At 67.4% G+C, this 24110-nt stretch carries 18 protein-coding genes; 8 read left to right on the forward strand and 10 right to left on the reverse strand.

All coding sequences use genetic code 11. The annotated features are described in order from the left end of the window. The first annotated feature begins 77 nt into the window (after positions 1–77). The 5 genes from wrbA to CSW62_RS26300 all read left to right on the forward strand — a co-directional run bounded on the left by wrbA (position 78) and on the right by CSW62_RS26300 (position 6288). Positions 78–677 (forward strand): NAD(P)H:quinone oxidoreductase, encoded by a 600-nt coding sequence (wrbA, locus tag CSW62_RS03395; RefSeq protein WP_099575789.1) that lies wholly within the window; start codon positions 78–80, stop codon positions 675–677. Between the two features lie 556 nt (positions 678–1233). After that, positions 1234–2055, forward strand: coding sequence for a flagellin (locus CSW62_RS03400; protein ID WP_099575790.1), 822 nt, complete (start codon positions 1234–1236; stop codon positions 2053–2055). Positions 2056–2385: 330 nt separating this feature from the next. Then, on the forward strand, positions 2386–3207 hold the full coding sequence (locus CSW62_RS03405) for a flagellin (RefSeq protein ID WP_099575791.1): 822 nt from the start codon (positions 2386–2388) through the stop codon (positions 3205–3207). A 203-nt stretch (positions 3208–3410) separates the two neighbouring features. Continuing rightward, complete coding sequence (locus tag CSW62_RS03410) at positions 3411–5879, forward strand: glycoside hydrolase family 3 protein (RefSeq protein WP_199170506.1); 2469 nt, start codon at positions 3411–3413, stop codon at positions 5877–5879. A gap of 253 nt (positions 5880–6132) precedes the next feature. Next, positions 6133–6288: a hypothetical protein gene (locus tag CSW62_RS26300; RefSeq protein WP_158235381.1), complete on the forward strand. Its 156-nt coding sequence runs from the start codon at positions 6133–6135 to the stop codon at positions 6286–6288. Here CSW62_RS26300 and CSW62_RS03415 read toward each other — a convergent pair. From CSW62_RS03415 to putA, 6 genes are all read right to left on the reverse strand, one after another. Next, positions 6269–7894, reverse strand: a complete 1626-nt coding sequence (locus tag CSW62_RS03415; protein ID WP_099575793.1) for a carboxylesterase/lipase family protein — start codon at positions 7892–7894, stop codon at positions 6269–6271. The genes CSW62_RS26300 and CSW62_RS03415 overlap by 20 nt on opposite strands. A 110-nt stretch (positions 7895–8004) precedes the next feature. Further along, positions 8005–9324, reverse strand: coding sequence for a mannanase (locus CSW62_RS03420; protein WP_099575794.1), 1320 nt, complete (start codon positions 9322–9324; stop codon positions 8005–8007). Further along, a complete protein-coding gene (locus CSW62_RS03425) occupies positions 9321–10694 on the reverse strand; it encodes a S9 family peptidase (RefSeq protein WP_099575795.1) in 1374 nt (457 codons plus the stop codon). The genes CSW62_RS03420 and CSW62_RS03425 overlap by 4 nt, the downstream gene beginning before the upstream one ends. Positions 10695–10785: 91 nt before the next feature. Then, positions 10786–11067 carry a type II toxin-antitoxin system RelE/ParE family toxin gene (locus CSW62_RS03430; RefSeq protein WP_099575796.1) on the reverse strand — a complete coding sequence of 94 codons (282 nt, stop codon included), beginning with the start codon at positions 11065–11067 and terminating at the stop codon, positions 10786–10788. Next, the gene (locus tag CSW62_RS03435) at positions 11064–11324 is read right to left on the reverse strand and encodes an antitoxin (protein WP_099575797.1); all 261 of its coding nucleotides are present in this window, start codon (positions 11322–11324) and stop codon (positions 11064–11066) included. Before CSW62_RS03435 ends, CSW62_RS03430 begins: the two co-directional genes overlap by 4 nt. A 38-nt stretch (positions 11325–11362) precedes the next feature. Beyond that, the gene (gene putA, locus CSW62_RS03440; RefSeq protein ID WP_369827539.1) at positions 11363–14467 is read right to left on the reverse strand and encodes a bifunctional proline dehydrogenase/L-glutamate gamma-semialdehyde dehydrogenase PutA; all 3105 of its coding nucleotides are present in this window, start codon (positions 14465–14467) and stop codon (positions 11363–11365) included. Between the two features lie 442 nt (positions 14468–14909). On the opposite strand from putA, the gene CSW62_RS03445 reads away from it, so the two are divergent. Beyond that, positions 14910–15377 carry an Lrp/AsnC ligand binding domain-containing protein gene (locus CSW62_RS03445; protein ID WP_099575799.1) on the forward strand — a complete coding sequence of 156 codons (468 nt, stop codon included), beginning with the start codon at positions 14910–14912 and terminating at the stop codon, positions 15375–15377. A gap of 146 nt (positions 15378–15523) precedes the next feature. Here the strand turns inward: CSW62_RS03445 and CSW62_RS03450 are convergent, their stop codons facing one another. Genes CSW62_RS03450 through CSW62_RS03460 form a run of 3 tightly spaced genes read right to left on the reverse strand, consistent with a single transcriptional unit; the run spans position 15524 to position 21297 of the window. Further along, positions 15524–16936, reverse strand: a complete 1413-nt coding sequence (locus CSW62_RS03450) for an efflux transporter outer membrane subunit (protein ID WP_099575800.1) — start codon at positions 16934–16936, stop codon at positions 15524–15526. A 2-nt stretch (positions 16937–16938) separates the two neighbouring features. Then, entirely contained in the window at positions 16939–20118 is a 3180-nt protein-coding gene (locus tag CSW62_RS03455; protein WP_099575801.1) for an efflux RND transporter permease subunit, read from the reverse strand. Positions 20119–20130: 12 nt separating this feature from the next. Further along, positions 20131–21297, reverse strand: a complete 1167-nt coding sequence (locus tag CSW62_RS03460) for an efflux RND transporter periplasmic adaptor subunit (protein WP_099575802.1) — start codon at positions 21295–21297, stop codon at positions 20131–20133. Between the two features lie 201 nt (positions 21298–21498). Between CSW62_RS03460 and CSW62_RS03465 the strand changes: the two genes are divergently transcribed. Both CSW62_RS03465 and CSW62_RS03470 read left to right on the forward strand, forming a co-directional pair. Further along, the gene (locus CSW62_RS03465) at positions 21499–22095 is read left to right on the forward strand and encodes a TetR/AcrR family transcriptional regulator (protein WP_099575803.1); all 597 of its coding nucleotides are present in this window, start codon (positions 21499–21501) and stop codon (positions 22093–22095) included. Positions 22096–22230: 135 nt separating this feature from the next. Next, complete coding sequence (locus CSW62_RS03470) at positions 22231–23913, forward strand: M61 family peptidase (RefSeq protein WP_143324324.1); 1683 nt, start codon at positions 22231–22233, stop codon at positions 23911–23913. Here CSW62_RS03470 and CSW62_RS03475 read toward each other — a convergent pair. Continuing rightward, the gene (locus tag CSW62_RS03475) at positions 23910–24095 is read right to left on the reverse strand and encodes a hypothetical protein (protein WP_369827420.1); all 186 of its coding nucleotides are present in this window, start codon (positions 24093–24095) and stop codon (positions 23910–23912) included. The two genes, CSW62_RS03470 and CSW62_RS03475, sit on opposite strands and share 4 nt — an antisense overlap. Positions 24096–24110: the final 15 nt, after the last annotated feature.

Raw genomic sequence — 24110 nt, forward strand, 5'->3', positions numbered from 1 at the left:
GCCCAAGCGGCGCCAAAAGACGCGCCAACGACGGGGCATGACGCTTCCGCCAAGCAAGACACCGAGGGTTCGCCGTCATGGCCAAGGTTCTGGTTCTCTACTATTCGTCCTACGGTCACCTGGAGACGTTGGCCAAGGCCGTCGCCGAGGGCGCACGCGAAGCCGGCGCGACCGTCGACATCAAGCGCGTGCCGGAAACCGTACCGCTGGACATCGCCAAGGGCGCCCACTTCAAGCTCGACCAGGAAGCCCCGGTCGCGGCGGTCGAGGATCTGGCCAACTACGACGCCATCATCGTCGGCGCGCCGACCCGCTTCGGCCGCATGGCCTCACAGGTCGCGGCGTTCTTCGACCAGGCCGGCGGCCTGTGGGCGCGTGGCGCGCTGCACGGCAAGGTGGCCGGCGCCTTCACCTCGACCGCCACCCAGCATGGCGGTCAGGAAACGACGCTGTTCTCGATCATCACCAACCTGCTGCACTTCGGCACGACCATCGTGGGCATGGACTATGGCCACGCCGGCCAGATGACCCTGGATGAAGTCACCGGCGGCAGCCCGTACGGCGCCACCACCATCGCCGGTGGCGACGGCTCGCGTCAGCCCAGCGAGAACGAGCTGACCGGCGCCCGCTACCAGGGCCGCCGCATCGCCGAAACGGCGATCAAGCTGCACGGCTGATCCCAGCTGTCCGGCCTTAGCCGGTCACATCTCTAGCGACCGGCAGTGAGGGGCCGGCCGGCTCCTTCCCCCTCCCGGGGAGCCGGTCGGCCCTTCTTTCGTTGATCTGGAAAACAAGGAGTCTCGCCATGCGTCGCCGCAACAGCCTTTTCGCCGACCTCTGGAGAGGTTTCGTCTTCATCGTGACCATCCGGGCGATCGCCAAGCACTATCGCTCGCGCCGTCTGTACCTGGCCGGCCGCTGACCCCGGCTCGGCCGCGCCGCGTCCGGCTCCCTGGTGTGAACTGGGGAGGCCGGATGCAGCGCACGCAGGATTGTCGAGTGATGGCTGATTGAACTTGAGATGTATCATTTTGATACAAAGTATTGTTTCTCGATTATTCAAATTCAACGTTGCTTCGTTATTAATGGTTATCAAAATAGTTTGAGTTGTTAATTATAGAATACTGAAAATTAAACGAAGGCGTAAGCTCGTTGTGCGAGGGTCGTGTTGGGCAAAACGCCCACCGGTCGTCAAAATGACGCCGGAATACCTCGAATAGGAGTTATTTCGTTATGGCGCTGAACAGCATCAACACGAACTCGGGCGCTCTGATCGCCCTGCAAAACCTGAACTCGACGAATGCCGAACTGGGCAACGTCCAGCAACGCATCAACACCGGCAAGAAGGTTGGTTCGGCCAAGGACAACGGCGCGATCTGGGCCATGGCCAAGACCCAGTCGTCGAACTCGTCGTCGCTGAACTCGGTCAAGGACTCGCTGCAACGCGGTCAGTCGACCATCGACGTGGCCCTGGCCGCCGGCGACACCATCACCGACCTGCTCGGCAAGATGAAGGAAAAGGCCCTGGCCGCTTCCGACACCTCGCTGAACACCTCTTCGTTCAACGCGCTGAAGGCTGACTTCAACTCGCTGCGCGACCAGGTCCAGAAGGCCGCCGACAACGCCAAGTTCAACGGCGTCAGCCTGGCCGACGGCAAGGTCAGCAAGATGACCTTCCTGGCCAACTCGGATGGCTCGGGCTTCACTGTCAACGCGAAGACCCTGGGTCTGGCCGGCATCGGTCTCTCGGCCGGTTCGACCTTCGCCAGCGCCAGCGCGGCCAAGACGATGATCGCCAGCATCGACAGCGCCATCGGCACGGCCACCAACAAGCTGGCCTCGCTGGGCACGGCCTCGACCGGTCTCGACACCCACCTGACCTTCATCGGCAAGCTGCAAGACAGCCTGGACGCCGGTGTCGGCAACCTGGTGGACGCCGACCTGGCCAAGGAAAGCGCCAAGCTGCAGTCGCTGCAGACCAAGCAGCAGTTGGGCATCCAGGCCCTGTCGATCGCGAACTCCTCGAGCTCGTCGATCCTCAGCCTGTTCCGCTAAGCCGGACTTCGTCGACTTAAAGGTCGTCGAAAGGGCGAGTCTCCGGACTCGCCCTTTTTCTTTGAGCCCAGTTTCTCAGAGTCTAGCTCGAGGCCGTGAGGTGCAGTGAGAGTCCTTTAACTGTGTGCCAATTTGGGACACTTTCCGAAATCTAGTAATGAGTCCTAACGTGCGGGGCGCGCTTCTTAAGGAAGTAATTTGGTGATTCAACCAAAGGGCCTTCTGCATCAACTATATTGAAAGAGCGGGTGGCATAGTGTCGCGGTGGGCAAAACGCCCGCCGGCCGTCAAAACGACGCCGGAACACCTCGAATAGGAGTTGTTCGTCCCATGCCGTTGAACAGCATCAACACGAACTCGGGCGCGCTGATCGCCCTGCAAAACCTGAACACCACCAACAGCGAGCTTCAGGTCACTCAGCAACGGATCAACACCGGCAAGAAGGTCGGCAACGCCAAGGATAACGGCGCTGTCTGGGCCATGGCCAAGAACCAGTCGTCGAACTCCACGGCGCTGAACTCGGTGAAGGACTCGCTGCAACGCGGCCAGTCGACCATCGATGTGGCCCTGGCCGCCGGCGACACCATCACCGACCTGCTCGGCAAGATGAAGGAAAAGGCCCTGGCCGCTTCCGACACCTCGCTGAACACCTCTTCGTTCAACGCGCTGAAGTCGGACTTCGACTCGCTGCGCGACCAGGTCCAGAAGGCCGCCGACAACGCCAAGTTCAACGGCGTCAGCCTGGCCGACGGCAAGGCCACCAAGATGACCTTCCTGGCCAACACCGACGGCTCGGGCTTCACCGTGAAGGCCCAAACCCTGGGTCTGGGCGGCATCGGCCTGTCGGCGGCTTCCAGCTTCGCCACGGCGACGGCCGCCAAGACGATGATCGGCAGCATCGACAAGGCCATCGGCACGGCCACCAACAAGCTGGCCTCGCTGGGCACGGCCTCGACCGGCCTCGACACCCACCTGACCTTCGTCGGCAAGCTGCAAGACAGCCTGGACGCCGGCGTCGGCAACCTGGTGGACGCCGACCTGGCCAAGGAAAGCGCCAAGCTGCAGTCGCTGCAGACCAAGCAACAGCTGGGCATCCAGGCCCTGTCGATCGCGAACTCCTCGAGCTCGTCGATCCTCAGCCTGTTCCGCTAAGCAGCAGAACGCTTTCGACCGCCACTGCGGTCGCGACCTTTGGGGCGGACCTTCGGGTCCGCCCTTTTTTGTCTTCAGCTTGGATTTCTTCAAAGGTGGTCCACGAAAGTGGTCTGACCACTTGCCTCCGCGACCTTCGTCATGACAACGTTGTCCAAGACGTTTCAAAAGCGCGCGGCGACTTAGCCGTCGAACAAGAAGAGTTGGGGAGTATGAACACCAGGACCCTCTGCGCCGCCCTGTTGGCGTCGACCTTTCTGGCCGGCGCTTCGCTGGCCGCCGAAACGCCGCAAGCGACCGCCCACGCGGCCCAGTGGCCAGCCGCCAAGAGCCAGGGTCTCGTCGATCCCACCACCGAGACCTTCGTCGACGGCCTGCTGGCCAAGCTCACCCTCGAGGAGAAGGTCGGCCAGCTGATCCAGGCCGACATCGGCCAGATCAAGCCCGAAGACCTGAAGATCTATCCGCTGGGCTCCATCCTGGGCGGGGGCAGCTCGCCGCCGCTGGGCGCGCCGGACCGCTCGCCGCAAAAGCCCTGGGTCGACACCGCCAGGGCCTTCCGCGAAGGCGCCGCGCAGCGCCCGGGCGGCACGCACATCCCGTTGATGTTCGGCATCGACGCCGTGCACGGCAACAACAACGTCATCGGCGCGACGCTCTTTCCGCACAATATCGGCCTGGGCGCGGCGCACGATCCCGAGCTGATCCGCCGCATCGGCAAGGCCACCGCGTTCGAGACCTCGGCCGCCGGCTTCGACTGGGCGTTTGGCCCGACCCTGGCCGCGCCGCGCGACGACCGATGGGGCCGGACCTATGAGGGTTATTCCGAGGACCCGGCGATCATTCGCGAATATGCCGGCCAGATGATCCTCGGCATCCAGGGCGCCGTATCTCAAGGCGGGGTTCTGCAACAGGGCCACGTCGCCGCCAGCGCCAAGCATTTCCTGGGCGACGGCGGCACGGAGAACGGCCACGACCAGGGGGATACGAAGGTCTCGGAAGACGACCTGATCCGCCTGCACGCCCAGGGCTACGCCCCCGCCATCAACGCCGGCGCCGTGACGATCATGGCCTCGTTCTCCAGCTGGAACGGGACCAAGATGCACGGCAACAGGAGCCTGCTGACCGACGTGCTGAAGGGCCGGATGGGATTCGACGGCTTCGTGGTCGGCGACTGGAACGGCCACGGCCAGGTCCCGGGCTGCAAACCCACCGACTGCCCGCAGTCGATCAATGCAGGCCTGGACATGTTCATGGCCCCGGACAGCTGGAAGGCGCTGTACGAGAATACCCTGGCCGAGGTGAAATCGGGGGTCATCCCAATGGCCCGCCTCGACGACGCCGTCCGCCGCATCCTGCGGGTTAAGGCCAAGCTTGGTCTCTTTCAGGCCGCCCGCCCGTTCGAGGGCCGCGAGGGCGTGATCGGCTCGGCCGAGCACCGCGGCATCGCCCGCGAGGCCGTGCGCAAGTCGCTGGTGCTGCTGAAGAACGACGGCGTTCTGCCGGTGAAGGCCAGCGCGACCGTGCTGGTCGCCGGCTCGGGCGCGGACGACATCGGCAAGCAGTCGGGCGGCTGGACCCTCTCGTGGCAGGGCACGGGCAACACCAATGCCGATTTCCCCAACGCCGAGTCGATCTGGTCGGGCCTGAAGACGGCGGTCGAGGCCGGCGGCGGCCACGCGACCCTGGCGGTCGACGGCAAGTTCGACAAGAAGCCGGACGTCGCCATCGTCGTCTTTGGTGAAAATCCGTATGCGGAAGGTGTCGGCGACCTGAAGACGACTTTGGAGTATCAACCGGGCGCCAAGGCCGACCTCGCCTTGCTCAAGAGTCTGAAGGCCAAGGGCGTGCCGGTGGTGGCGGTGTTCCTCAGCGGCCGTCCGTTGTGGGTCAATCCCGAGCTCAACGCCTCCAACGCCTTCGTCGCCGCCTGGCTGCCGGGTTCGGAAGGCGGCGGGATCGCCGACGTGCTGATCGGCGACAAGGCCGGCAAGCCGCGCACCGACTTCCACGGCAAGCTGTCATTCAGCTGGCCCAGGACCGCCGCCCAGTTCAGCCTGAACAGGGGCGACAGGGCCTACGACCCGCTGTTCGCCTATGGCTACGGCCTGACCTACGCCAGGCCTGGCAAGGTCGGGACTTTGTCAGAAGTCTCGGGCGTGAAGCCGGTGGCCGACAACGCGACGAACTACTTCATCGCCGGCAAGACGCCGGCGCCGTTCGAGTTCAAGGCCTCGCCCTCGTCGTCGGTGCAGATCGTCCCGGTCGACGCCGGCAACATCCAGGAAGGCGGGCGCCAGGTCACCTTCGCCGGCGACAAGCTGGGCCGCGTCACCATCGTCGGCGAAAAGCCGCTGGACCTGACCTTCCACACCAATGCCGACATGGCGTTGAGCTTCGCGTACCGGATCGACGCGGCGGCGACCAAGTCGGTGATCCTGGCCATCGGCGCGGGCAAGCTGGACGTCACCCCGCCCGCCGGATCGCCGACCGGTCAGTGGGCCAGCGTCAAGATCCCGCTGAAGTGCTTCCAGGCCGCCGGAACCGACGTGACCAAGGTCGCCGCGCCATTCGACCTGGGCACGGCCGGGACCTTCCAGGTCTCGATCGCCAATGTGAAGCTGACAGCGGATCCGGCCGGAGCGGTGTGTCCGGGGAGGGCTGCTCAGTAGATCCTCCCCCGCAGCGCGGGGGAGGTGGCCTCCCCGGGTCGCGCGGAGCGCGCGCCCGAGGATAAACTCCGGGCCGGAGGGGGCCAACTCGGCCTATTCAGCATTGGCCCCCTCAGTCGCTACGCGACAGCTCCCCCGCAGCGCGGGGTGAGCATCTACCCGAAGCTACAGCACGAAAGCCTGGTGAACGCCGCGTTAACCAGCAACCCCTTGTTCCGGCGAGCCATTTGAACCCCCGAAAGGAGTTCGCCCGGTGGAGTACGACGAGCGTCAAGCGTGGATCGCCCTGTGGACCGCCGTCTTCGGCGAGCCGCCGCCCGTGGAGCCCGATCGGGAACCGACATCGCGGATCCTGGTCGAGCATCTGCCGCCGACGCTCCCCTACGAGATCAAGTCCCGAACTGAGTGAACGGCACGCGGTTGAAGAATTCGCGCTCAGCCCCGCGCGGGTCGTCCTCCAGCCGCGAGGTGTTGTCGAACACCATGGTCTGGCGGCGGGGCAGGGTGTAGGGCTCCCACTTCGGCAGGGCGCCGCCATTGGGATCGCCCGTGCTGGCGAAGCGCACGAAGGCGTCGCTCATCGTGTTGGACATGGCGACCGAGTCCGGTCCCGTCCCGACGATCGAGCCCTTGGCGTCCAGCGTGCCGAACACCAGGCCGATGTCGATGGTGTGCGGCGCGCCGAAGATCCCGCCGTCCTTGGGCGACTTCCAATTGACCTGATAGGCGAAGGCGGGGGCGCCGGCCTTGGCGCGTTCCTCGTCCTGGATGATCGCCGCCTTCCAAGAGCGGCCGGCGGTCGAGGCGGCGAAATAGACGTCCGAGGGCGAGTAGGTCGGATAGGTCTTGCGATAGAAGGCCACCACCGTCTCGGGATCGATGTCGATGCGGGCGTTGAACTGGCCCGGCAGGCGAGCGATCACCTCGTCCCAGCTCTTGGGGAACGCCCCGGCGTCCCAGCCGATGAAGCCCTTGGTCTCGTCGTGGGTGTTGCCACACATCATCGGCACAGAGAGGCTCACGGGCGAGGCGTCGGGGAAGAACGGGTGGCGGTCCAGGGTCCGCTCGTCCAGCACCGGGCCCATATAGACCCCGCCCGATCCGGCGATCGGATCGACCGCCCGCAGGCCTTCGACGATCTTGTCGGCGGGCAGGGCGCGCAGGGCCGCCAGGTCCTTGGCGCCGACCTTGTCCCCAAGAGCCTTTTCAATGAAAGCCTTAGCGCGCTTGGTGGCGTTAAACGGGCCGCTGGCGGTGACCTGCTGGCCGCTCATGGTGGCCGCGCGATGGAACAGGCCCTTGGCGTTCGGCTGGGCCAGCAGGGTGGCGATCTTGGCCCCTCCGCCGGATTGGCCGAACAGCATCACCCGGCCAGGATCCCCGCCGAAGGCGGCGATGTTGTCGCGCACCCATTGCAGGGCCAGGACCAGGTCCAGCTGACCGGCATTGCCGCTGTCGGCCACCGACGGATCGTTGAACAGGCGCGCCAGATAGAGATAGCCGAAGGCGTTCAGGCGGTGGTTGACCGTGACCACCACGACGTCGCCGCGCCTGGCCAGCTTCGTCCCCTCGTACCACGGGTGGCTGCCCGAGCCGGTGTTGTAGGCGCCGCCGTGGATATAGACCATGACCGGACGCTTCTGGCCGTCGGCGAGCCCGGTCTTGGACGCCTTGGCGGGAGTCCAGACGTTGAGGAACAGGCAGTCCTCGCCTTGCGTCTCCTCCTCGCCCTTACCCTGGGGGCAGGACGCGCCATAGGTCAGGGCGTCCCTGACGTCGGTCCAGGGCTCGGGCTTCACAGGCGCGGCGAAACGGCGCGCGCCGCCGGTGTCCTGGCCATAGCGCAGGCCCTTGAACACGCTGACCTCGCCATCGACATAGCCGCGCACCTTGCCGGCGGTGGTCGCCACGACCGGCGAGCGCTTCTGCGCCGCATAGCCGGCTTGGGGCAGGGCGGCATAGGCGACCAGGGCGGCGGCGCCGGTGATCAGGGTGCGGCGGGTGGCGGTGTGCACAGCGGGTCCTCCAGCGCTTTCTTGGCGCGCTTTCCGGTAGCGGTAGCACGAGTGACACCGGTGACAATCCCCTTTCGACGGTGGTGCGAGCCGTCGGGCTGGGCCGCTCGCTAGAGCCCTCGCACCGCCGCCGCGTGCTCGGCGATCACCGCCAGGGTCGCGACGTCGGTGTCGAAGACGCCGTAGAGGCCCTGCTCCTCCTGGGGCGGATCGCCGACGAAGCTCTTGTCGCCATGGGCGAACCAGGCGTCGGAATGCTGGGCGCGGCCTTCGCCGTTCCAGGCCCAGAAGTTGGTCCCGGCCGTCGGGCCGCCGGCCTTCATGTCGTCCAGGGCCAGGCCGTAGATCGTCCGGTAGAAGCGGTCCTTGTCGGCCGTGGCCGAGCCGGGGACGAAGGCGCGGGCGTCGCGGACCAGGCCGAACTCCTCAATGACCAGCGGCTTGTTCAGCGACCTGGCCAGGGCGATGTGGCGGGTCACGTACTCGCGGCAGCGGGCCTCGCCTTCCGCATAGGTGGCCGGCTGGTTCTTGGGGTCGATCCAGCTCCAGTTGTTGGGCCAGACGTGGGCTGTGACATAGTCGATGGTCGCGGGCCTGTGGGCCTCGACCACGCAGGCCTCGCTGCGCAGGCATCCCATGCTGCCCTCGCTGCCGGTGCAGACCAGATGGCGCGGATCCAATGACTTGATCAGGGCCGAGGTCTCGCGGATCCAGGCATAGTAGGGCGGCAGCAGCGTGTCGGCCTTGGCTTCGGTCCCGCCCGGACGGGGCTCGTTGGCCAGTTGCCAGGCCATGATCGTCGGGTCGTCGCGATAGGCCTTGCCGGTGACGCTGTTGGTCCGCTGGACTAGGCCGGTCAGGTAGCGGCGGAACAGGGTGTTGGCCCTGGCGTCAGCATAGAACCGGGCCGAATAGTCCGGATATTCCGGCCACGGATGTTCAGGGTCGCCCGCCTCGAACCAGGGGCCATCGCCGGTCCAGTTCAGATAGGCCGGCATGCCGCCTGACCAGTCCCAGAAGTTGTTGACGTAGATCACCGCCTTTATGTCGCGACGGGCCATTTCGGCCAGCAGCCAGTCGAGGCCGTTCAGCAGGTCGGCGCTGTAGACGCCCGGTTCCTCCTGCATCGTCGGCGACACGGCGGCCTTGGCTGGCGAGCGCTCGCCCGCCCCCAGCACCCGCAGATTGGTGACGCCCAGGGCCTTCAGACGATCCAGCTCGCGCCCCAACCGCGCGCGGTCGCCGGTAGCGCCGGGCGCGCCCAGCCAGGCCCCGTACCAGAGATTCGCGCCGACGAAGCGGTAGGGCTTGCCATCCAGCGCGAGACGGCCGTCCTTCACGGCGACGAAGCCCTTGGCCGGCGCGGCGGCCGCGCCAAGCGCCGGCAGGGCGGCGAGGCCGGCCAGCAGCTGGCGGCGCGAGGCGGTCATTTTTTCGCCGCGTGGGCGACGGTCCAATCCACGATCGTCGCCAAGGCGACCGGGGCGATGGTTTCCTCGATCGCGCCGTAGTCGGTGGGCCGGTGGCTTCCGACGGTCTGGAAGAGGTGGTTGAGACCGGGCAGGGCGGTGGTGGTGACGTCTGGGCTCTGGACGAGGGCGGCCTTGATCGCAGGCAGGTTCACGGCGGCCGAGACGTTGCCGTCCTTGTCGCCACCCAGGGCCAGGACCGGACAGCGTACCTGGCGCAGGGCGGGGGTGGGGTCCAGCAGGATGAAGTAACGATACCAGGCCTGGGTGAGGAACTGGCTCTGCGCGGCGGCGGCTTGGGCGGGGGCGCCGGCCTTGGTGAAGAGGTCGACGATCCGCGTCTGGGCCTTGGTCGGGTCGGCTTCCTCGCGAACGATGGCGTTGGCGGCGGCCAGCAGGTCGGCGTTCTTCTGGGCCTGGGCGGCCGAGGCGCCGGCGCCCATCGCCAGGTCGCGGGCCTGCTGGTTCATCACCTGTTCGCCGGGCACGCCGGCGCCGGCCAGCAACACGAGGAAGGCGATCTTCGGATCCTTGGCCGCGACGATCGGGGCGATGATCCCGCCCTCGCTGTGGCCGATCAGGCCGATACGGGTTGGGTCGATGTCCTTGCGCCCGCGCAGAAAGGCCACGCCCGCCTCGACGTCGGTGACGAAGTCGGCCGTGGTAACCTTGGAGAGATCGCCCGCCTGGGAGCCGCCCGCGGCCCGATCGTCGACGCGCAGCACCGCCACGCCGCGCTTGGTCAGGGCGTCGGCGATCAGCAGGAACGGCTTGTGGCCTTCGATCGTCTCGTCGCGGTCCTGCGTGCCAGAGCCGCTGATCAGCAAGGCGACCGGATAGGGGCCAGAGCCCTGCGGCAGGGTCAGGGTCCCGGCCAGCTTCAAACCAGAGGCTGGATTTAGGTAGCTGACCTCCTCGACCCTGTAGTTGAACGGCGGCAGGGGCGTCTGCGGGCGCTTGGGGGCTGGAGCCGCCGCCGGCGCGGTGCGGGTCATGGTCAGCGGCGCGCCGCCGCCGTTCTGGCCCCATTTGCCGAGTAGGCTTTGGCCATCGGCCGACACGGTCCCCTCGAAGGCGGCCGGGATGGCCTGGAGGGCGACCTTGATCTTGCCGTCCGTTAGGGTGGCGGTCGCGACCAGTCCCATGGCGGACTGGGCGGGGCTGTCCAGCGTGGCCGAGCCGTCCGGCTTGATGTGGAAGACCACGGGCAGCTTCTGGCCGCCGGCCTGGATGGTCCCATACCAGTCCCCGACGATCGGCCCGACCTGAGCCGAGGCGATCGCGGGCGCGAACAGGGCGGCGGCGACGACCGCGCGAGGCAGGAAACGCATGTGATCCGAAACTCCCTAACTCTTGTCGGGAAGCTTAGGCGCTACGCGTGACGGTTGTGAAGGTAGGCCATTCAAGATTCAGGGGCACTGTCTAACGGTCCTCTAGGCTGTGCCAGATTCGGGTGACGGTCACATGGGAGCCACTGACGCGATAGCGGATGATGTAGGCGTCGCGACCGAACGGAACCTTGATCTCACGTGTCGTGGGTCCTGTGATGCGGCCCCGCAGAGGCATTTCGGTCAAGCTGTCGAACGCCTTCATCAGCGCCATGCCCAGGCGTTCGGCCGCTTGAGGGGCGGAGGCCGAGAGCCAGTCATCAAGACGCGAAGCGTCCCTCTCGGCCTGCTCGGAAACCGAGACGGTGAAGGTCAATCACGACCGCCGAAACGGCGTAGCCGTTCGCGAAATTCCGACAGAGGAATGGAAGGCATATCGCCCCGTTCAACGGCGTCGGCGATGGCTTCGTCTATGGCAGGGTCCGGGTCGATGATCCTTGGCGGCGCGCCGGTCAGACCGGCCTCGATGAGAGCCAAGGCGTACTCGGACACCGACATGCCGAATTTTTCCGCCCCAGCCTTCAACTGGGCAGCCTGCTCGTTGTCGATATGGATATCGAAGCCATCGGCCATGGGCGCAGAGTCTCGCCGACGGCCGATGGCGTCAAGTCCTACAGATTCAGCAACGCCGGGTCGCCGCCCTGGGCGGTGATGTTGACGCTGACGGCGCGCTCGACCGCGAAACGCAGCAGGGCGTGGGGTCCGCCGGCCTTGGGGCCGGTGCCCGACAGGCCCTCGCCGCCGAACGGTTGGACGCCGACCACGGCGCCGGTCATCGAGCGGTTGACGTAGGCGTTGCCGGCCGGGACCAGGCGCTGGACGTCGGCCGCGAAGCTTTCGATCCGCGAGTGGACGCCCAGGGTCAGGCCGTAGCGACGGGCGGCCAGGGCGCCGGCGACCTGTTCGAGGGTCTCCGGCTTGTAGCGCACGACGTGCAGAACGGGTCCGAACACCTCGCGCTCCAGGAAGTCGGCGGCGGGAATCTCGGCCAGGACCGGGGCGAAGAAGGTGCCGCCGTTCGGAGCGGTCAGGACGTGCAGGACCTTGGCGTCCTGCATCAGGCGGTCCTGGTGCTTTTTCAGCGCGTCACGGGCCTCGGCGTCGATGACCGGGCCGACGTCGGTGACGGCCAGGGCAGGATCGCCGACGACCAGGGCGTCCATCGCGCCCTTCAGGCCATCGATGATCCCATCGGCGGTGTCTTCCGGCAAGAACAGCAGGCGCAGGGCCGAGCAGCGCTGGCCGGCCGAGCCGAACGCCGAGACGATCACGTCGTCGATGACCTGCTCGCGCTGGGCGGTGGTGTCGACGAACATGCCGTTGAGGCCGCCGGTCTCGGCGATGAACGGCACGATCGGACCTTGGCGGGCCGCGAGCGTCTGGTTGATCCTCCAGGCGGTGTCGGTGCCGCCGGTGAAGGCGACGCCGTCCAGGCCCTCGTGGCTGGTCAAAGCCGCGCCGACGGTCTCGCCGCGACCCGGCAGCAGGGCCAGCAGGCGCGGGTCCAGGCCGGCGGCGTGATACAGCTTCACAGCCTCACTGGCGATCAGCGGGGTCTGCTCGGCCGGCTTGGCCAGCACGGCGTTGCCGGCGGCCAGGGCGGCGGCGATCTGGCCGGTGAAGATGGCCAGCGGGAAGTTCCACGGGCTGATGCAGACGAAGACGCCGCGACCGGCCAGCGTCAGCGTGTTGGTTTCGCCGACCGGACCCTTCAGCAGCTCGCCGTCGCCGAATTGATCCTCGGCCAGCACCGCATAGTAACGGCAGAAGTCGACGGCCTCGCGGACCTCGGCGATGCCGTCGCTCAGGGTCTTGCCGGCTTCGCGGGCCAGGATGGCGATCAGGCGGTCGATATCGGCTTCCAGGGCGTCGGCCATGGCGCGCAGCACCTTGGCGCGGGCGGCGCCGCCGGCGCGGTCCCAGGCGGGTTGCGCGGCGCGGGCCAGGCGGAAGGCTTCGTCGATCTGCGAGGCCTGGGCCTCGGAGACCGCGCCGACCACCTTGTGCTCGTCGGCCGGGGCGACCACCGGCAGCGGCGGGGTCCCGGCGCTGACCTTGCCGTCGATCAGCGGGCCGGCCGACAAAATCCCGCTAGTTTGGGTCACGCCGTCCAGCGCGGCGACAGCCGCTTGCAGGCGTTCGCGGTCGGCCTTCACCGAGAGGTCGAGGCCGGCGCTGTTGCGGCGGCGAGGCCCATAGACCTCGATCGGGGTCGGGATCTTGGCGTGGCGGTCGGGGTGGGCCTCGACGGTGTCGATCGGGTCGGTGACCACCTTCTCGACCGGCACCCGCTCGTCCAGCAGGGCATGGACGAACGAGGTGTTGGCGCCGTTCTCCAGCAGGCGGCGAACCAGATAGGGCAGCAGGTCCTCGTGACCGCCGACGGGGGCATAGGCCCGCAGGGTGATGCCGTCATAGAGATCGTCGGCGGCCTTGTAGAGCGCCTCGCCCATGCCGTGCAGGCGCTGATGCTCGATCTTGACGCCGGCGTTCTTGGCCATGCGCACCACGGCCGCCAGGGTGTGGGCGTTGTGGGTGGCGAACTGGGCGTAGAGGTGCGGGGCCGCGGCGATCAGGGCCTTGGCGTTGACCAGGTACGACAGGTCGGTGGCCGGCTTGGTGGTGTAGACCGGATAGTCCGGACGGCCGGCGACCTGGGCGCGCTTGATCTCGCTGTCCCAATAGGCGCCCTTCACGAGGCGGACCATCAGGCGGCGGCCGGTTTCCTTGGACAGGGCCTCCAGGCGGGCGATCACCTCGCCGCAGCGCTTCTGGTAGGCCTGGACGGCCAGGCCCAGACCTTGCCAGTCGCCCAGCTCCGGCTCGCGGCACAGGCGGTCCAGCAGCTTCAGCGACAGGGCCAGCCGGTCGGCCTCTTCGGCGTCGATGGTGAAGTTGAGGTTGTGCCTCGCGGCGATCTTGGCCAGGCGCAGAGTGCGGGGATAGAGCTCCTCCCACACGCGGTCCTCGTGGGTGGCTTCATAGCGCGGGCACAGGGCCGAGAGCTTGACGGACACGCCGTGGCCCTTCTCGGGACCGGCGCCGTTCGACAGCTTGCCGACCGTCTGAATCGCGTCGGCATAGGACTTCTCGTAACGCTCGGCGTCGGCGGCGGTGCGGGCGCCTTCGCCCAGCATGTCGAAGCTGCACATGTCGCCTTCGGCTGCGGCGCGCTTGATGGCGGCCTCGATCGTCCGTCCAAGGACAAACTGCTCGCCCATGATGCGGATGGCCTGGCCCACGGCGGCGCGGATGACGGGTTCGCCCAGGCGTCCGGCCAGCTTCTTGACGAAACCGGGCAGGTCCTTCTTGGGCTCGTCGTCGGGCTCGACGATCTTGCCGGTCAGCATCAGGCCCCAGGTCGAGGCGTTGACGAACAGGCTGTCGCTGCCGCCCAGGTGCGAAGCCCAGTCGGCCGAGCCGATCTTTTCGGCGATCAGCTTGTCGCGGGTGTCGTCGTCGGGGGTGCGTAGCAGGGCCTCGGCCAGGCACATCAAGGCCAGGCCCTCGCGGGTGCCCAGGCTGAACTCCTGCAGGAAGCTCTCGACCACGCCCTGCTTGCGGACGCTGCGGCGGGCGCCTCGGACCAGGGCCTCGGCCTCGGCGCGAACGGCGGCGCGGTCTTCACTGGAGAGAGGCTTGGCGGCCAGCAGGTCGGCGATCACCGCGGCTTCGTCGCGATACTTGCCGTTGTCGAGGCTGTCCCAGTGGGCCAAGTCGGTCATGGTCGGTCCTGTGGTTTTGGATATCGTCGGTTTAACAAGCCTTCGGGCAAAGGTGCTTCGTTTGTCGCGCGGCGGCGCTGTATCTTCTTCGGTCGAGGCGCCGGAAATGATCGTCTGCTCCAGCGCGGAAAGCTGACGCGGTTAACGCGAGCGAAGGATGCGCTGGAAGTCTCGCAAGGGGAATGGGGAGGGAGGAAGGGGCGCGTGCTGGGGGAGTATCGCGCCCCTTCCTCTCTTGCGCGACGCCCGGTTAGGGGGGGAGGGGCGAGCGTCGCGTGTGTTCCGCCCTACGGCTTGGCCGTGTCACCGGGCGCCTTTAAGGAGGGGGAGGGCGCGGGGCGGGCTGGAACGATCGAAGGTGTAACGCTAAGCTTTCCGAATGTGCTACGTTTGTGACAATTAAATCTCGAAGCTTATTCGGCGAAAGATCGATATGGCCATTTCTGCTCTGGATGACACCGATCGCAGGCTGTTGAAGGTTCTGCAGGCCGACGGCCGCATCACCAACGCCGAGCTGGCCAAGCGCTGCAACCTGTCGCCGGCCGCGACTTTCGACCGCGTGCGACGTCTGCGCGAGCGCGGCTACATTCTCGGCTACGCCGCGCTGCTGGACCCGGCCAAGGTCGACCGGGCGCTGCTGATCTTCGTCGAGGTGGTGCTGGACCGCACGACCGGCGAGGTGTTCGAGGACTTCGCCGCCTCGGTGCGCCGCGCGCCCGAGATCCTGGAGTGCCACATGGTGGCCGGCGGCTTCGACTACCTGATCAAGGCCCGGGTGCGCGATATGGAAGCCTATCGCGGCTTCCTCGGCGATATCCTGGTGAAGATGCCCGGCGTGCGCGAGACGCGGACCTATGCGGTGCTGGAAGAGGTCAAGAGCACGGTGCAGCTGCCGCTTTAGGGGCGCTGCGGCCCAACCCAGTGGGTGGAAGGGCGCCTCCAGGGATGGGGGGAGGAGACGCCCTTCCGTTCGCGACCATCGGGGGGTGGGGGGATGATGGCCAGCGAACTTCCCCGGCTCGCGGCCGGGGAAGCTTGTGAAAACCCTCAGGCGGCGGGCGCGCCGCCGCCGAGGGTCTTGTAGAGGGTGACCAGGTTGGTCGCCCGCGCCAGGCGCGCCGTGATCAGGCCCTGCTGGGCCGAATACAGGGTGCGCTGGCTGTCCAGCAGGGTCAGGGCGCTGTCGAGGCCGGCGTCGCGACGCTGCTGCGACAGGCGCTGGCTGTCGGTGGCGGCCACGACCAGGCGCTCCTGGGCGGCGAGGCGCTCGCCGACCGTGTCGCGCACCGACAGGGCGTCAGAGACTTCACGGAAGGCCGTCTGCACGGTCTTCTCATAGGTCGCCACGGCGATGTCGCGGTTGGCCTTGGAGACGTTCAGGTTCGCCACATTGGACCCGCCGGCGAAGATCGGCAGGCTGATCTGGGGCGTGAAGCTCCAGGCCTTGCTGCCGCTCTTGAATAGGTCGCCCAGTTCGGTGCTGCTCGAGCCCAGCGAGCCGGTCAGGCTGATGCGCGGGAAGAAGGCCGCGCGGGCCGCGCCGATATTGGCGTTGGCGCCTTGCAGGCTGTGCTCGGCCGAGAGCACGTCGGGGCGACGGGCCAGCACGTCCGAGGGCAGGCCCGCCGGCAGGTCGGCCAGGATCTGGGCCGAGGCCAGGCTACCGGATGGCAGCAGGTCGGCCGGCACGTCCGTCCCGACCAGCAGGGTCAGGGCGTTGCGGTCCTGGGCGACCTGGGCGGCGTAGACCGCCACGTCGCTGCGGGCCGTCTCGGCCTGGACCTGGGCGTTGCGCAGGGTGGCCAGCGAGCCGACGCCGCCGTCGACCTGCTGCTGGGTCAGGCGCAGCGAGTCCTCGCGGGTGGCCAGGGTGTCCTTGGCCAGGGTCAGGCGTTCCTGGTCGGCGGCCAGGGTCAGCCAGGCGTTGGCGGTCTCGGCGATCAGGCTGATGCGGACCGAACGGCTGGTCTCCTGCGTCGCGAAGAAGCTCTGCAGGGCTTGGGCGTTCAGGCTTCGCACGCGGCCGAACAAATCCAGTTCGTACGAGGTGAAGCCGATGGTCGCGCTGTAGACCTCGGTGTCGATCGATCCGGTCGCGCCGGGAACCTGCGAGACCGCCGCCGGGGAGTGGCTGCGCTGCTCGCTGAGCGTTCCGTTGATCCCCGGGAACAGGGCCGAGCGCTGGACGCCGTACTGAGCGCGGGCCTTCTCGATGTTCAGCACCGCCACGCGCAGGTCGCGGTTCTGCTTGAGGGCCAGGTCGACCACGCCTTGCAGGCGCGGATCGACCAGCACCTGGCGCCAGTCGAGGTCGGCGGCCGTGACCGAGCCGGTGGGCTCGAGGCTCGGCGTGGACCAGGTCTGGGCGACCGGCAGGGCCGGACGCTCGTACTTCGGCGCCAGGGTGCAGGCGCTGACCGCCGTGGAGGCCAGCAGGATCAGGGTGAGGTTGCGGAACATGGTCAGTGGGCCTCCGTCGACGTGGGCTCGCCTTCGGCGGCCGGCGCGTCATGCCCGTTTGAGCTTGGGCCTTGGTGCTTGGGTTTGAAGATCTTTTCGACCACCACGAAGAACAGTGGGACGAAGAAGATCGCCAGGAGGGTGGCCGAGATCATGCCGCCGATCACGCCGGTGCCGATCGCGTGCTGGGCGCCGGAGCCGGCTCCGTTGGAGATCGCCAAGGGCAGCACGCCGAAGACGAAGGCCAGCGAGGTCATGACGATCGGGCGAAGGCGCAGGCGCACGGCCTCCAGCGTCGCTTCGATCAGGCCCATGCCCTTCTCGTAGAGGTCCTTGGCGAACTCGACGATCAGGATGGCGTTCTTGGCCGCCAGGCCCATGGTCGTCAGCAGGCCGACCTGGAAGTAGATGTCGTTGTTGAGGCCGCGAGCGAAGGTCGCCAGCAGCGCGCCGATCACGCCCAGCGGGATGACCATGATGACGGCCAGCGGGATCGACCAGCTCTCATAGAGGGCGGCCAGCAGCAGGAACACCACCAGGATCGAGATGCCGTACAGGGCGGGGGCCTGGTTGCCGGCCTCCAGTTCCTGGGCCGACAGGCCGGTCCACTCGTAGCCGACGCCTGGGGGCAGCTTGGCCGCGATCTTCTCCATCGCCGCGATCGCGTCGCCCGAGCTCTTGCCCGGGGCGGGCGAGCCCTGGAGGTTCACCGACGACAGGCCGTTATAGCGTTCCAGACGCGGCGATCCGTAGGTCCACGACGAGGTGGCGAAGGCGGGGAACGGGACCATCTGGCCGCTGCTGTTGCGCACGTACCAGCGGTTCAGGTCTTCCGGCGTCATGCGGTAGGGCGCGTCGGCCTGGATGTAGACCTTCTTGACCCGGCCGCGATCGATGAAGTCGTTGACGTACGACCCACCCCAGGCGGCGCTGAGGGCGCTGTTGATGTCGGCGGTGGTCAGGCCCAGCGCGCCGGCCTTGGCCTGGTCGACCTCGATCTTCAACTGCGGGGTGTCGTCCTGGCCGTTCGGGCGCACGCCCACCAGGTTCGGATCCTGGGCGGCCATGCCCAGCATCATGTTGCGGGCGTTCATCAGGGTCTCGTGACCGACGCCGCTGACGTCTTGCAGCTGGAAGTCGAAGCCGGACGAGTTGCCCAGTTCCGACACGGCCGGCGGCACGATCGCGAACACCATGGCGTCGCGGAACTGCGCGCCGAAGGCGCCCATGGCGCGACCGGCCACGGCCTGGGCCTTCAGGTTGGCGGCCTTGCGCACGTCGAAGTCCTTCATGCGCACGAAGGCGAGACCGGCGTTCTGGCCGGCGCCGGCGAAGCTGAAGCCAGAGACGGTGAACACCGACTGGACCGCGTCCTTCTCGCCGACCAGGAAGTGCTCGCGCACCTTGTCCAGCACGGCCAGGGTCTTTTCCTCGGGCGCGCCGGCGGGCAGCTGGACCAGGGTGAACATGGTCCCCTGGTCTTCTTCCGGCAGGAAGGCGCTTGGCAGGCGGACGAACAGCAAGCCCATGGCGATGATGATCGCGGCGTAGACGGCCATCCAGCGGCCGCTCTTGCCCAGGATCTTGCGCACGCCGCCTTGGTAGCGGCCGCTCATGTCGTTGAAGCTGCGGTTGAACCAGCCGAAGAAGCCGGTCTTCTCGTCGTGGTGACCGGCCTTGACCGGCTTCAGCATGGTGGCGCAGAGGGCCGGGGTCAGGACCAGGGCCACGACCACCGACAAGGCCATGGCCGAGACGATGGTGATCGAGAACTGGCGGTAGATCACGCCCTGCGAGCCGCCGAAGAAGGCCATCGGCACGAACACCGCGGCCAGCACCAGGGCGATGCCGATCAGGGCGCCGGTGATCTCGTTCATCGACTTGCGGGTGGCTTCCTTGGGCGAGAGGCCCTCCTCGCTCATCACGCGCTCGACGTTCTCGACCACGACGATGGCGTCGTCGACCAGCAGGCCGATGGCCAGCACCAGGCCGAACATGGTGAGCGTGTTGATCGAGTAGCCGAAGGCCGCCAGGACGCCGAAGGTGCCCAGGAGGACGACCGGCACGGCGATGGTCGGGATCAGGGTCGCGCGCCAGTTCTGTAGGAACAGGAACATGACGATGAACACCAGCACGATGGCTTCGATCAGCGTCTTGACCACTTCCTCGATCGACAGCTTCACGAACGGCGTCGAGTCGTAGGGGACGACGTACTTGTAGGTGGCCGGGAAGTTCTTTTCGAGCTGGGCCATGCGGGCCTTGACCGCCGCGGCGGTGTTCAGCGCGTTGGCGCCGGGGGCCAGCTTGATGGCCATGCCGGCGGCCGGGTGGCCGTTGAACTTGGCGGTCGAAAGATAGCTTTCCGAGCCCAGCTCGACGCGCGCGACGTCGCCCAGGCGGACGGTGGCGCCGCCGGTGGTGTTCTTCAGGATGATCTGGCGGAACTGCTCGGGCGTCTGCAGGCGCGACTGCGCCGTGATGGTGGCGTTGAGGCCGGTGCCGGGAAGGTTCGGGGTCCCGCCGATCTGGCCAGCCGAAACCTGGGCGTTCTGGGCCTTGATCGCGTTCGAGACGTCCGCCGGGGTCAGGCTGAAGCTGGCCAGCTTTTGCGGGTCCAGCCAGATGCGCATGGCGTACTGCGCGCCGAACAGCTGGATGTCGCCAACGCCGTCTACGCGGCTCAGCGGATCCTGGATGTTCGAGGCCAGGTAGTCGGCGAGGTCGGTGCCGGTGGTCTTGGGGTTCTCGGAATAGAGACCCACGACCATCATGAAGTTGCGCGCCGACTTGGCGACCGTCAGGCCTTGCTGCTGCACTTCCTGCGGCAGCAGGGCTGTGGCGGTCTGCAGCTTGTTCTGGACCTGGACCTGGGCGATGTCGATGTCGGTGCCGGCCTTGAAGGTCAGGGTCACCGTGGCCGAACCCGAGCTGTCGCTGGCCGAGGACATGTAATCCAGGCCGTCCAGGCCCTTCATCTTCTGTTCGATGACCTGGGTGACGCTGTCCTCGACGGTCTTGGCCGAGGCGCCGGGATAGTTGGCCGAGATCGACACCTGCGGCAGGGCGATTTCAGGATATTGCGCGATCGGCAAGGACCGGATGGCGAGCGCCCCGGCCAGCATGATCACGATGGCGATGACCCACGCGAAGATGGGCCTGTCGATGAAGAAGCGTGAAAGCATCGGAGGCTGGCCTTAGCGCTGGGCTTGAGCGGCGGGAGCGGCGCCGGCGGGCACGGCCTTGATCGGCGCGCCGGGGCGCACCTTCTGCAAACCCTCGACGATGACCTTGTCGCCGGCGTTGAGGCCGCTGGTGACCAGCCACTTGTCGCCGACCGTCTGGCCCAGGGTGATGGGGCGCGGCTCGGGGCCCTTGGCGCCGACCAGAGTCACCGTCGCGGCGCCCTTCGGGTCGCGGCTGACGGCGGTCTGGGGGATCAGGATCCCGCCCGAGGCGACGCCTTGCGTCAGGCTCGCGCGGACGTACATGCCCGGCAGCAGGACGCCGTTCGGGTTGGGGAATACCGCGCGCAGGGTGACCGAGCCGGTGCCGGCGTCGACGGTGACGTCGGAGAATTCCAGCGTGCCCGGGGTCGGATAGGTCGAACCGTCCTCAAGCTTCAGGGTCACCTGGGCCGAGTTGGTCCTGCCCAGCTTGCCGCTGGCGAACTGTTGCCTGAGCTTCAGCAGCTCGGCCGAGGTCTGGGTCAGGTCGACATAGACCTTGGACAGGTCCTGCACCGTGGCCAGGGCGTTCGCCTGGCTGGCGGTGACCAGGGCGCCGGGGGTCACCGAGCTCTTGCCGATGCGGCCCGAGATCGGCGCGGCGACCTTGGTGTAGTTCAGGTTGATGCGGGCGTTGTCCAGGGCGGCCTTCTGGACGGCGACGCCGGCGGCGCCCTGCAGGGCGGCGGCCTGGGCGTCGTCATTGTCCTGCTTGGACACGGCGCCGGTCTCGACCAGGGTCTTGTAGCGGTCGGCCTTCAGCTTGGCGGCGGTCGCCGTGGCTTGGGCCTGGGCGAGGGCGGCGGCGGCGCTGTTGACGCTGGCCTGATAGGTGGCCGGATCGATCTGGTAGAGCGACTGGCCGGCGCGCACGTAAGAGCCTTCCTGGAACAGGCGCGACTTGATCACGCCGCTGACCTGCGGGCGCACGTCCGAGACCAGGAAGGCCGAGGTGCGGCCCGACAGTTCGGTGGTCAGGCCCACGGTCTGGGTCTGGGCGACGATGTAGCCGACCTCGGTCGGACCGCCCATGCCCATGCCGCCAGCGCCTCCCTTGCCCTGACCGCAGGCGGCGAGGGTGAGAGCGACGGCGGAGAGCCCTACGGCCGTGATCACGGCCGAGCGTTGGAATTGCATATTTGACCCCGGATGCGGTGGTCTCGCGGGCTATTGCCCTTGACGAAACCGGCATGATGAACAATTTGAGAATGAACGTTCATTCTCAAGCGGGCTGGACATAGGTGCGGTACTGTCGCAAGTCAACCTCCGCACACGATGGCTTCGACTGACCTAACGGAAATGTAATGCCGAACCGGAATTTCCCAAACGGGACCTTCAATGTCTGACGAGCCGCATTCGAACCGACCGTCGCCGGAATCGCGTCGTCAGCAGATTCTGGACGCGGCGTGCGAGCGCGTGCGGCAGTCGGGCTTCCACGGCGCCAGCATGGCGGACATCGCCAAGGCGGCCGGTCTGAGCGTTGGACAGATCTATCGGTATTTCGAGAACAAGGAGGCGATCATCGCCGCCATCGTCGCCCAGGACCTGGCCGAGATGCGCGACAAGTTCGCCGAGATGGAGAGCCAGCCGGGCGACCTGCTGGACGCCATCGAGGAGCATATGCCGGAAGGCATCGACAAGTGCTTCGACCCGCGCCGCGCGGCCCTGGCCCTGGAAGTCGTGGCCGAGGCCGCCCGCAATCCCAAGGTCGCCGCCATCGTCCGCGCCGCTGACGAGCAGGAGCGCGCCCTGGCCAAGACCATGATGGAGCGCGGCCGCAAGCCCGAGTGGAGCGAGGCCGAGTTCCAGGCCCGCTGCGAGGCGGTCGGCATGATCTTCGACGGCCTGCTGATGCGCGGCGTCAACCACCCGGATCTCGACCGCGAGGCCCTGGCTGCGGTGCTCCGGTCGACCGTGCGGCACCTGCTGGGTTAGCGAAACCCTCGTCCATCAATTCAAGGCATTCGTCTGGGCTTCGCGGCGAAAGGCCGCGGGGCGCGGCGTCCGGGGCTAGCTGGATCTTTGGTCGCCCGCTAGGCTGGCTTCGATCTGAGGTTGTGGGGGCGGGGCGTGAGGCGCTTGTATCTCGGGGTGCTGTTCGCGCTCCTGCTGCGGACTGCGGCGAATGCAGAACCCGTCCGCTACGCCCTGTCGCCGGTCGTCGAGAACGGCGCGCTGAAGGTCCTGGCGGTCGACATCGATTTCAAGGGCGACGCCGACGGCCTGACCGTCCTGAAGTTCATCGACAGCTTCCAGGGCGACACCCGGCCCGGCCGCTTCGCTGAAGGACTGGAGATCACCGGCGCCAAGTCCGTCACGCCCAGGCCCGAGGGCGGAGCCTTGATCCACGCCGCGCCCGGCGCCGCGCTGCACGCCCGCTACCGAATCCGCTCGGGCTACGACAAGGCGCCGACCACCCAGGACGAGACCCAGACCAAGCCGATCGTCCTGCCCGACTGGTTTTACGTCTCCGGCGAGCTGGTCTTCGCCTATCCCGAAGGGCGCCGCGACACCACGGCGACCTTCCGATGGGACGCCAAGGCGTCGGGCTTCCGTTTTGCCTCGGATCTCGAACAACTGGCAGCACGCCACGGAACGGTCGACGACATGCTGGACAGCATCATGATCGGCTCGCCGCGCCTGCGGATCACCGAGGGAACGGGCGCTGATGCGGGCCTGCGCCTCGCCGCGCTGGGCGCCTTCGACGCCTATGACGACCCTGCGTTTTCCGGGATGGCTTTCCGCTTGATTCTGGCCGAGCGCGCCTTCTGGGACGACGGCCCGACGCCATTCCTGGTCACTTTGGCCCCGCTGGAGACCCGGTTCGGCGAGAGCTATAGCGGCGCGGGTCGCTCGGACGCCTTCGCCCTGTGGGTTGGGCAGACCCTGCCGCTGGCGGATCTTCGCCGGCTCCTGGCCCACGAATACTTCCATACTTGGAACGCCGGTCAATTGGGGCGGCAGGGCCCGCAGCGGCGCAGCGCCTGGCTGTCCGAAGGTTTCACGGACTTCTATGCTCGCCGGCTTCTGCTGCGGTCCGGAGTGTTCAGCCTGGCCGACTATGTCGCCGCCTGGAACGAGGATCTGCTGGGCTACGGCGTCTCGCCGGCCCGTAACGCCGACGAGGAAGCGATCGCCAAGGGCTACTGGCAGGACCACGCGCTGGAGGAGGTCACCTACAAGCGCGGGGCTCTGATGGCGGCGCTGTTCGAGGCCCAACTCCGCAGGGACGGGCTGGGCCTCGACGCGGTCATGCGCGCCATGCGCGGGCTCTATCGCCGCGATCCCAAGAGCGCGCTGCGCGCCAATTTCGAGACGGCTTTCAAGATTGTGTCCGGCCGCTCGCCCGTGGCTGAAATCGACCGGCATCAGACACGCGGCGAGACCCTGACCCCGGCCGATGGGGACTTCGCGTGCCTAACCATACGGACGGTCACCCAGCCGGGCTGGAGCCTCGGGTTCGACCCGGACGCCACGGCGGAAAAGGGCGCCTTCGCCGGCGTCGATCCCGCCGGGCCGGCCTATGCAGCCGGTCTGCGCGACGGCATGAAGCGGATCAAGCGCGAGGGCGGGGCAATGAACGACTCCAGCGTCGAGATCGCCTACACCGTCAGCGACGCCTCGGGCGGGCAACGGGTGATCCGCTACCGGCCCGAGGGCAAGGGCAGCGTCAGCTTCCAGCGCCTCTCGATCCCGCAGGACCTTACGCCGGCCCAGGAGGCGGCCTGCGTGAGGACCTTGTCGGGTCTTTAGGGCAGCAACTGGCTTCCCAACTCCGGAACCGCCTCCGCCAGCGCCTTCGCGACCATGGCCGAGAACATGTCCGCGCCCTCGGGGCCCAGGTGGGTGTAGTCGAAGACCGGCTTGAAGCTGGCCATCGCGCCCGCCGGTGTCGTTGGCGCGCCAACGATCCTGTCCGCCAACCGAACGCTCATGGGTTCGATCTGGGC

The organism is Caulobacter sp. FWC2 (genome assembly GCF_002742625.1).
GTDB lineage: Bacteria > Pseudomonadota > Alphaproteobacteria > Caulobacterales > Caulobacteraceae > Caulobacter.

Bases quoted from the DNA above. Each gene is read 5' to 3' on its own strand.
- CSW62_RS03460 (WP_099575802.1), bottom strand. From the start codon at position 21,297: ATGCAATTCCAACGCTCGGCCGTGATCACGGCCGTAGGGCTCTCCGCC.
- CSW62_RS03475 (WP_369827420.1), bottom strand. From the start codon at position 24,095: ATGAGCGTTCGGTTGGCGGACAGGATCGTTGGCGCGCCAACGACACCG.
- CSW62_RS03450 (WP_099575800.1), bottom strand. From the start codon at position 16,936: ATGTTCCGCAACCTCACCCTGATCCTGCTGGCCTCCACGGCGGTCAGC.
- CSW62_RS03425 (WP_099575795.1), bottom strand. From the start codon at position 10,694: ATGCGTTTCCTGCCTCGCGCGGTCGTCGCCGCCGCCCTGTTCGCGCCC.
- wrbA (WP_099575789.1), top strand. From the start codon at position 78: ATGGCCAAGGTTCTGGTTCTCTACTATTCGTCCTACGGTCACCTGGAG.
- CSW62_RS03455 (WP_099575801.1), bottom strand. From the start codon at position 20,118: ATGCTTTCACGCTTCTTCATCGACAGGCCCATCTTCGCGTGGGTCATC.
- CSW62_RS03420 (WP_099575794.1), bottom strand. From the start codon at position 9,324: ATGACCGCCTCGCGCCGCCAGCTGCTGGCCGGCCTCGCCGCCCTGCCG.
- CSW62_RS03435 (WP_099575797.1), bottom strand. From the start codon at position 11,324: ATGGCCGATGGCTTCGATATCCATATCGACAACGAGCAGGCTGCCCAG.
- CSW62_RS03405 (WP_099575791.1), top strand. From the start codon at position 2,386: ATGCCGTTGAACAGCATCAACACGAACTCGGGCGCGCTGATCGCCCTG.
- CSW62_RS03445 (WP_099575799.1), top strand. From the start codon at position 14,910: ATGGCCATTTCTGCTCTGGATGACACCGATCGCAGGCTGTTGAAGGTT.
- CSW62_RS03465 (WP_099575803.1), top strand. From the start codon at position 21,499: ATGTCTGACGAGCCGCATTCGAACCGACCGTCGCCGGAATCGCGTCGT.
- CSW62_RS03400 (WP_099575790.1), top strand. From the start codon at position 1,234: ATGGCGCTGAACAGCATCAACACGAACTCGGGCGCTCTGATCGCCCTG.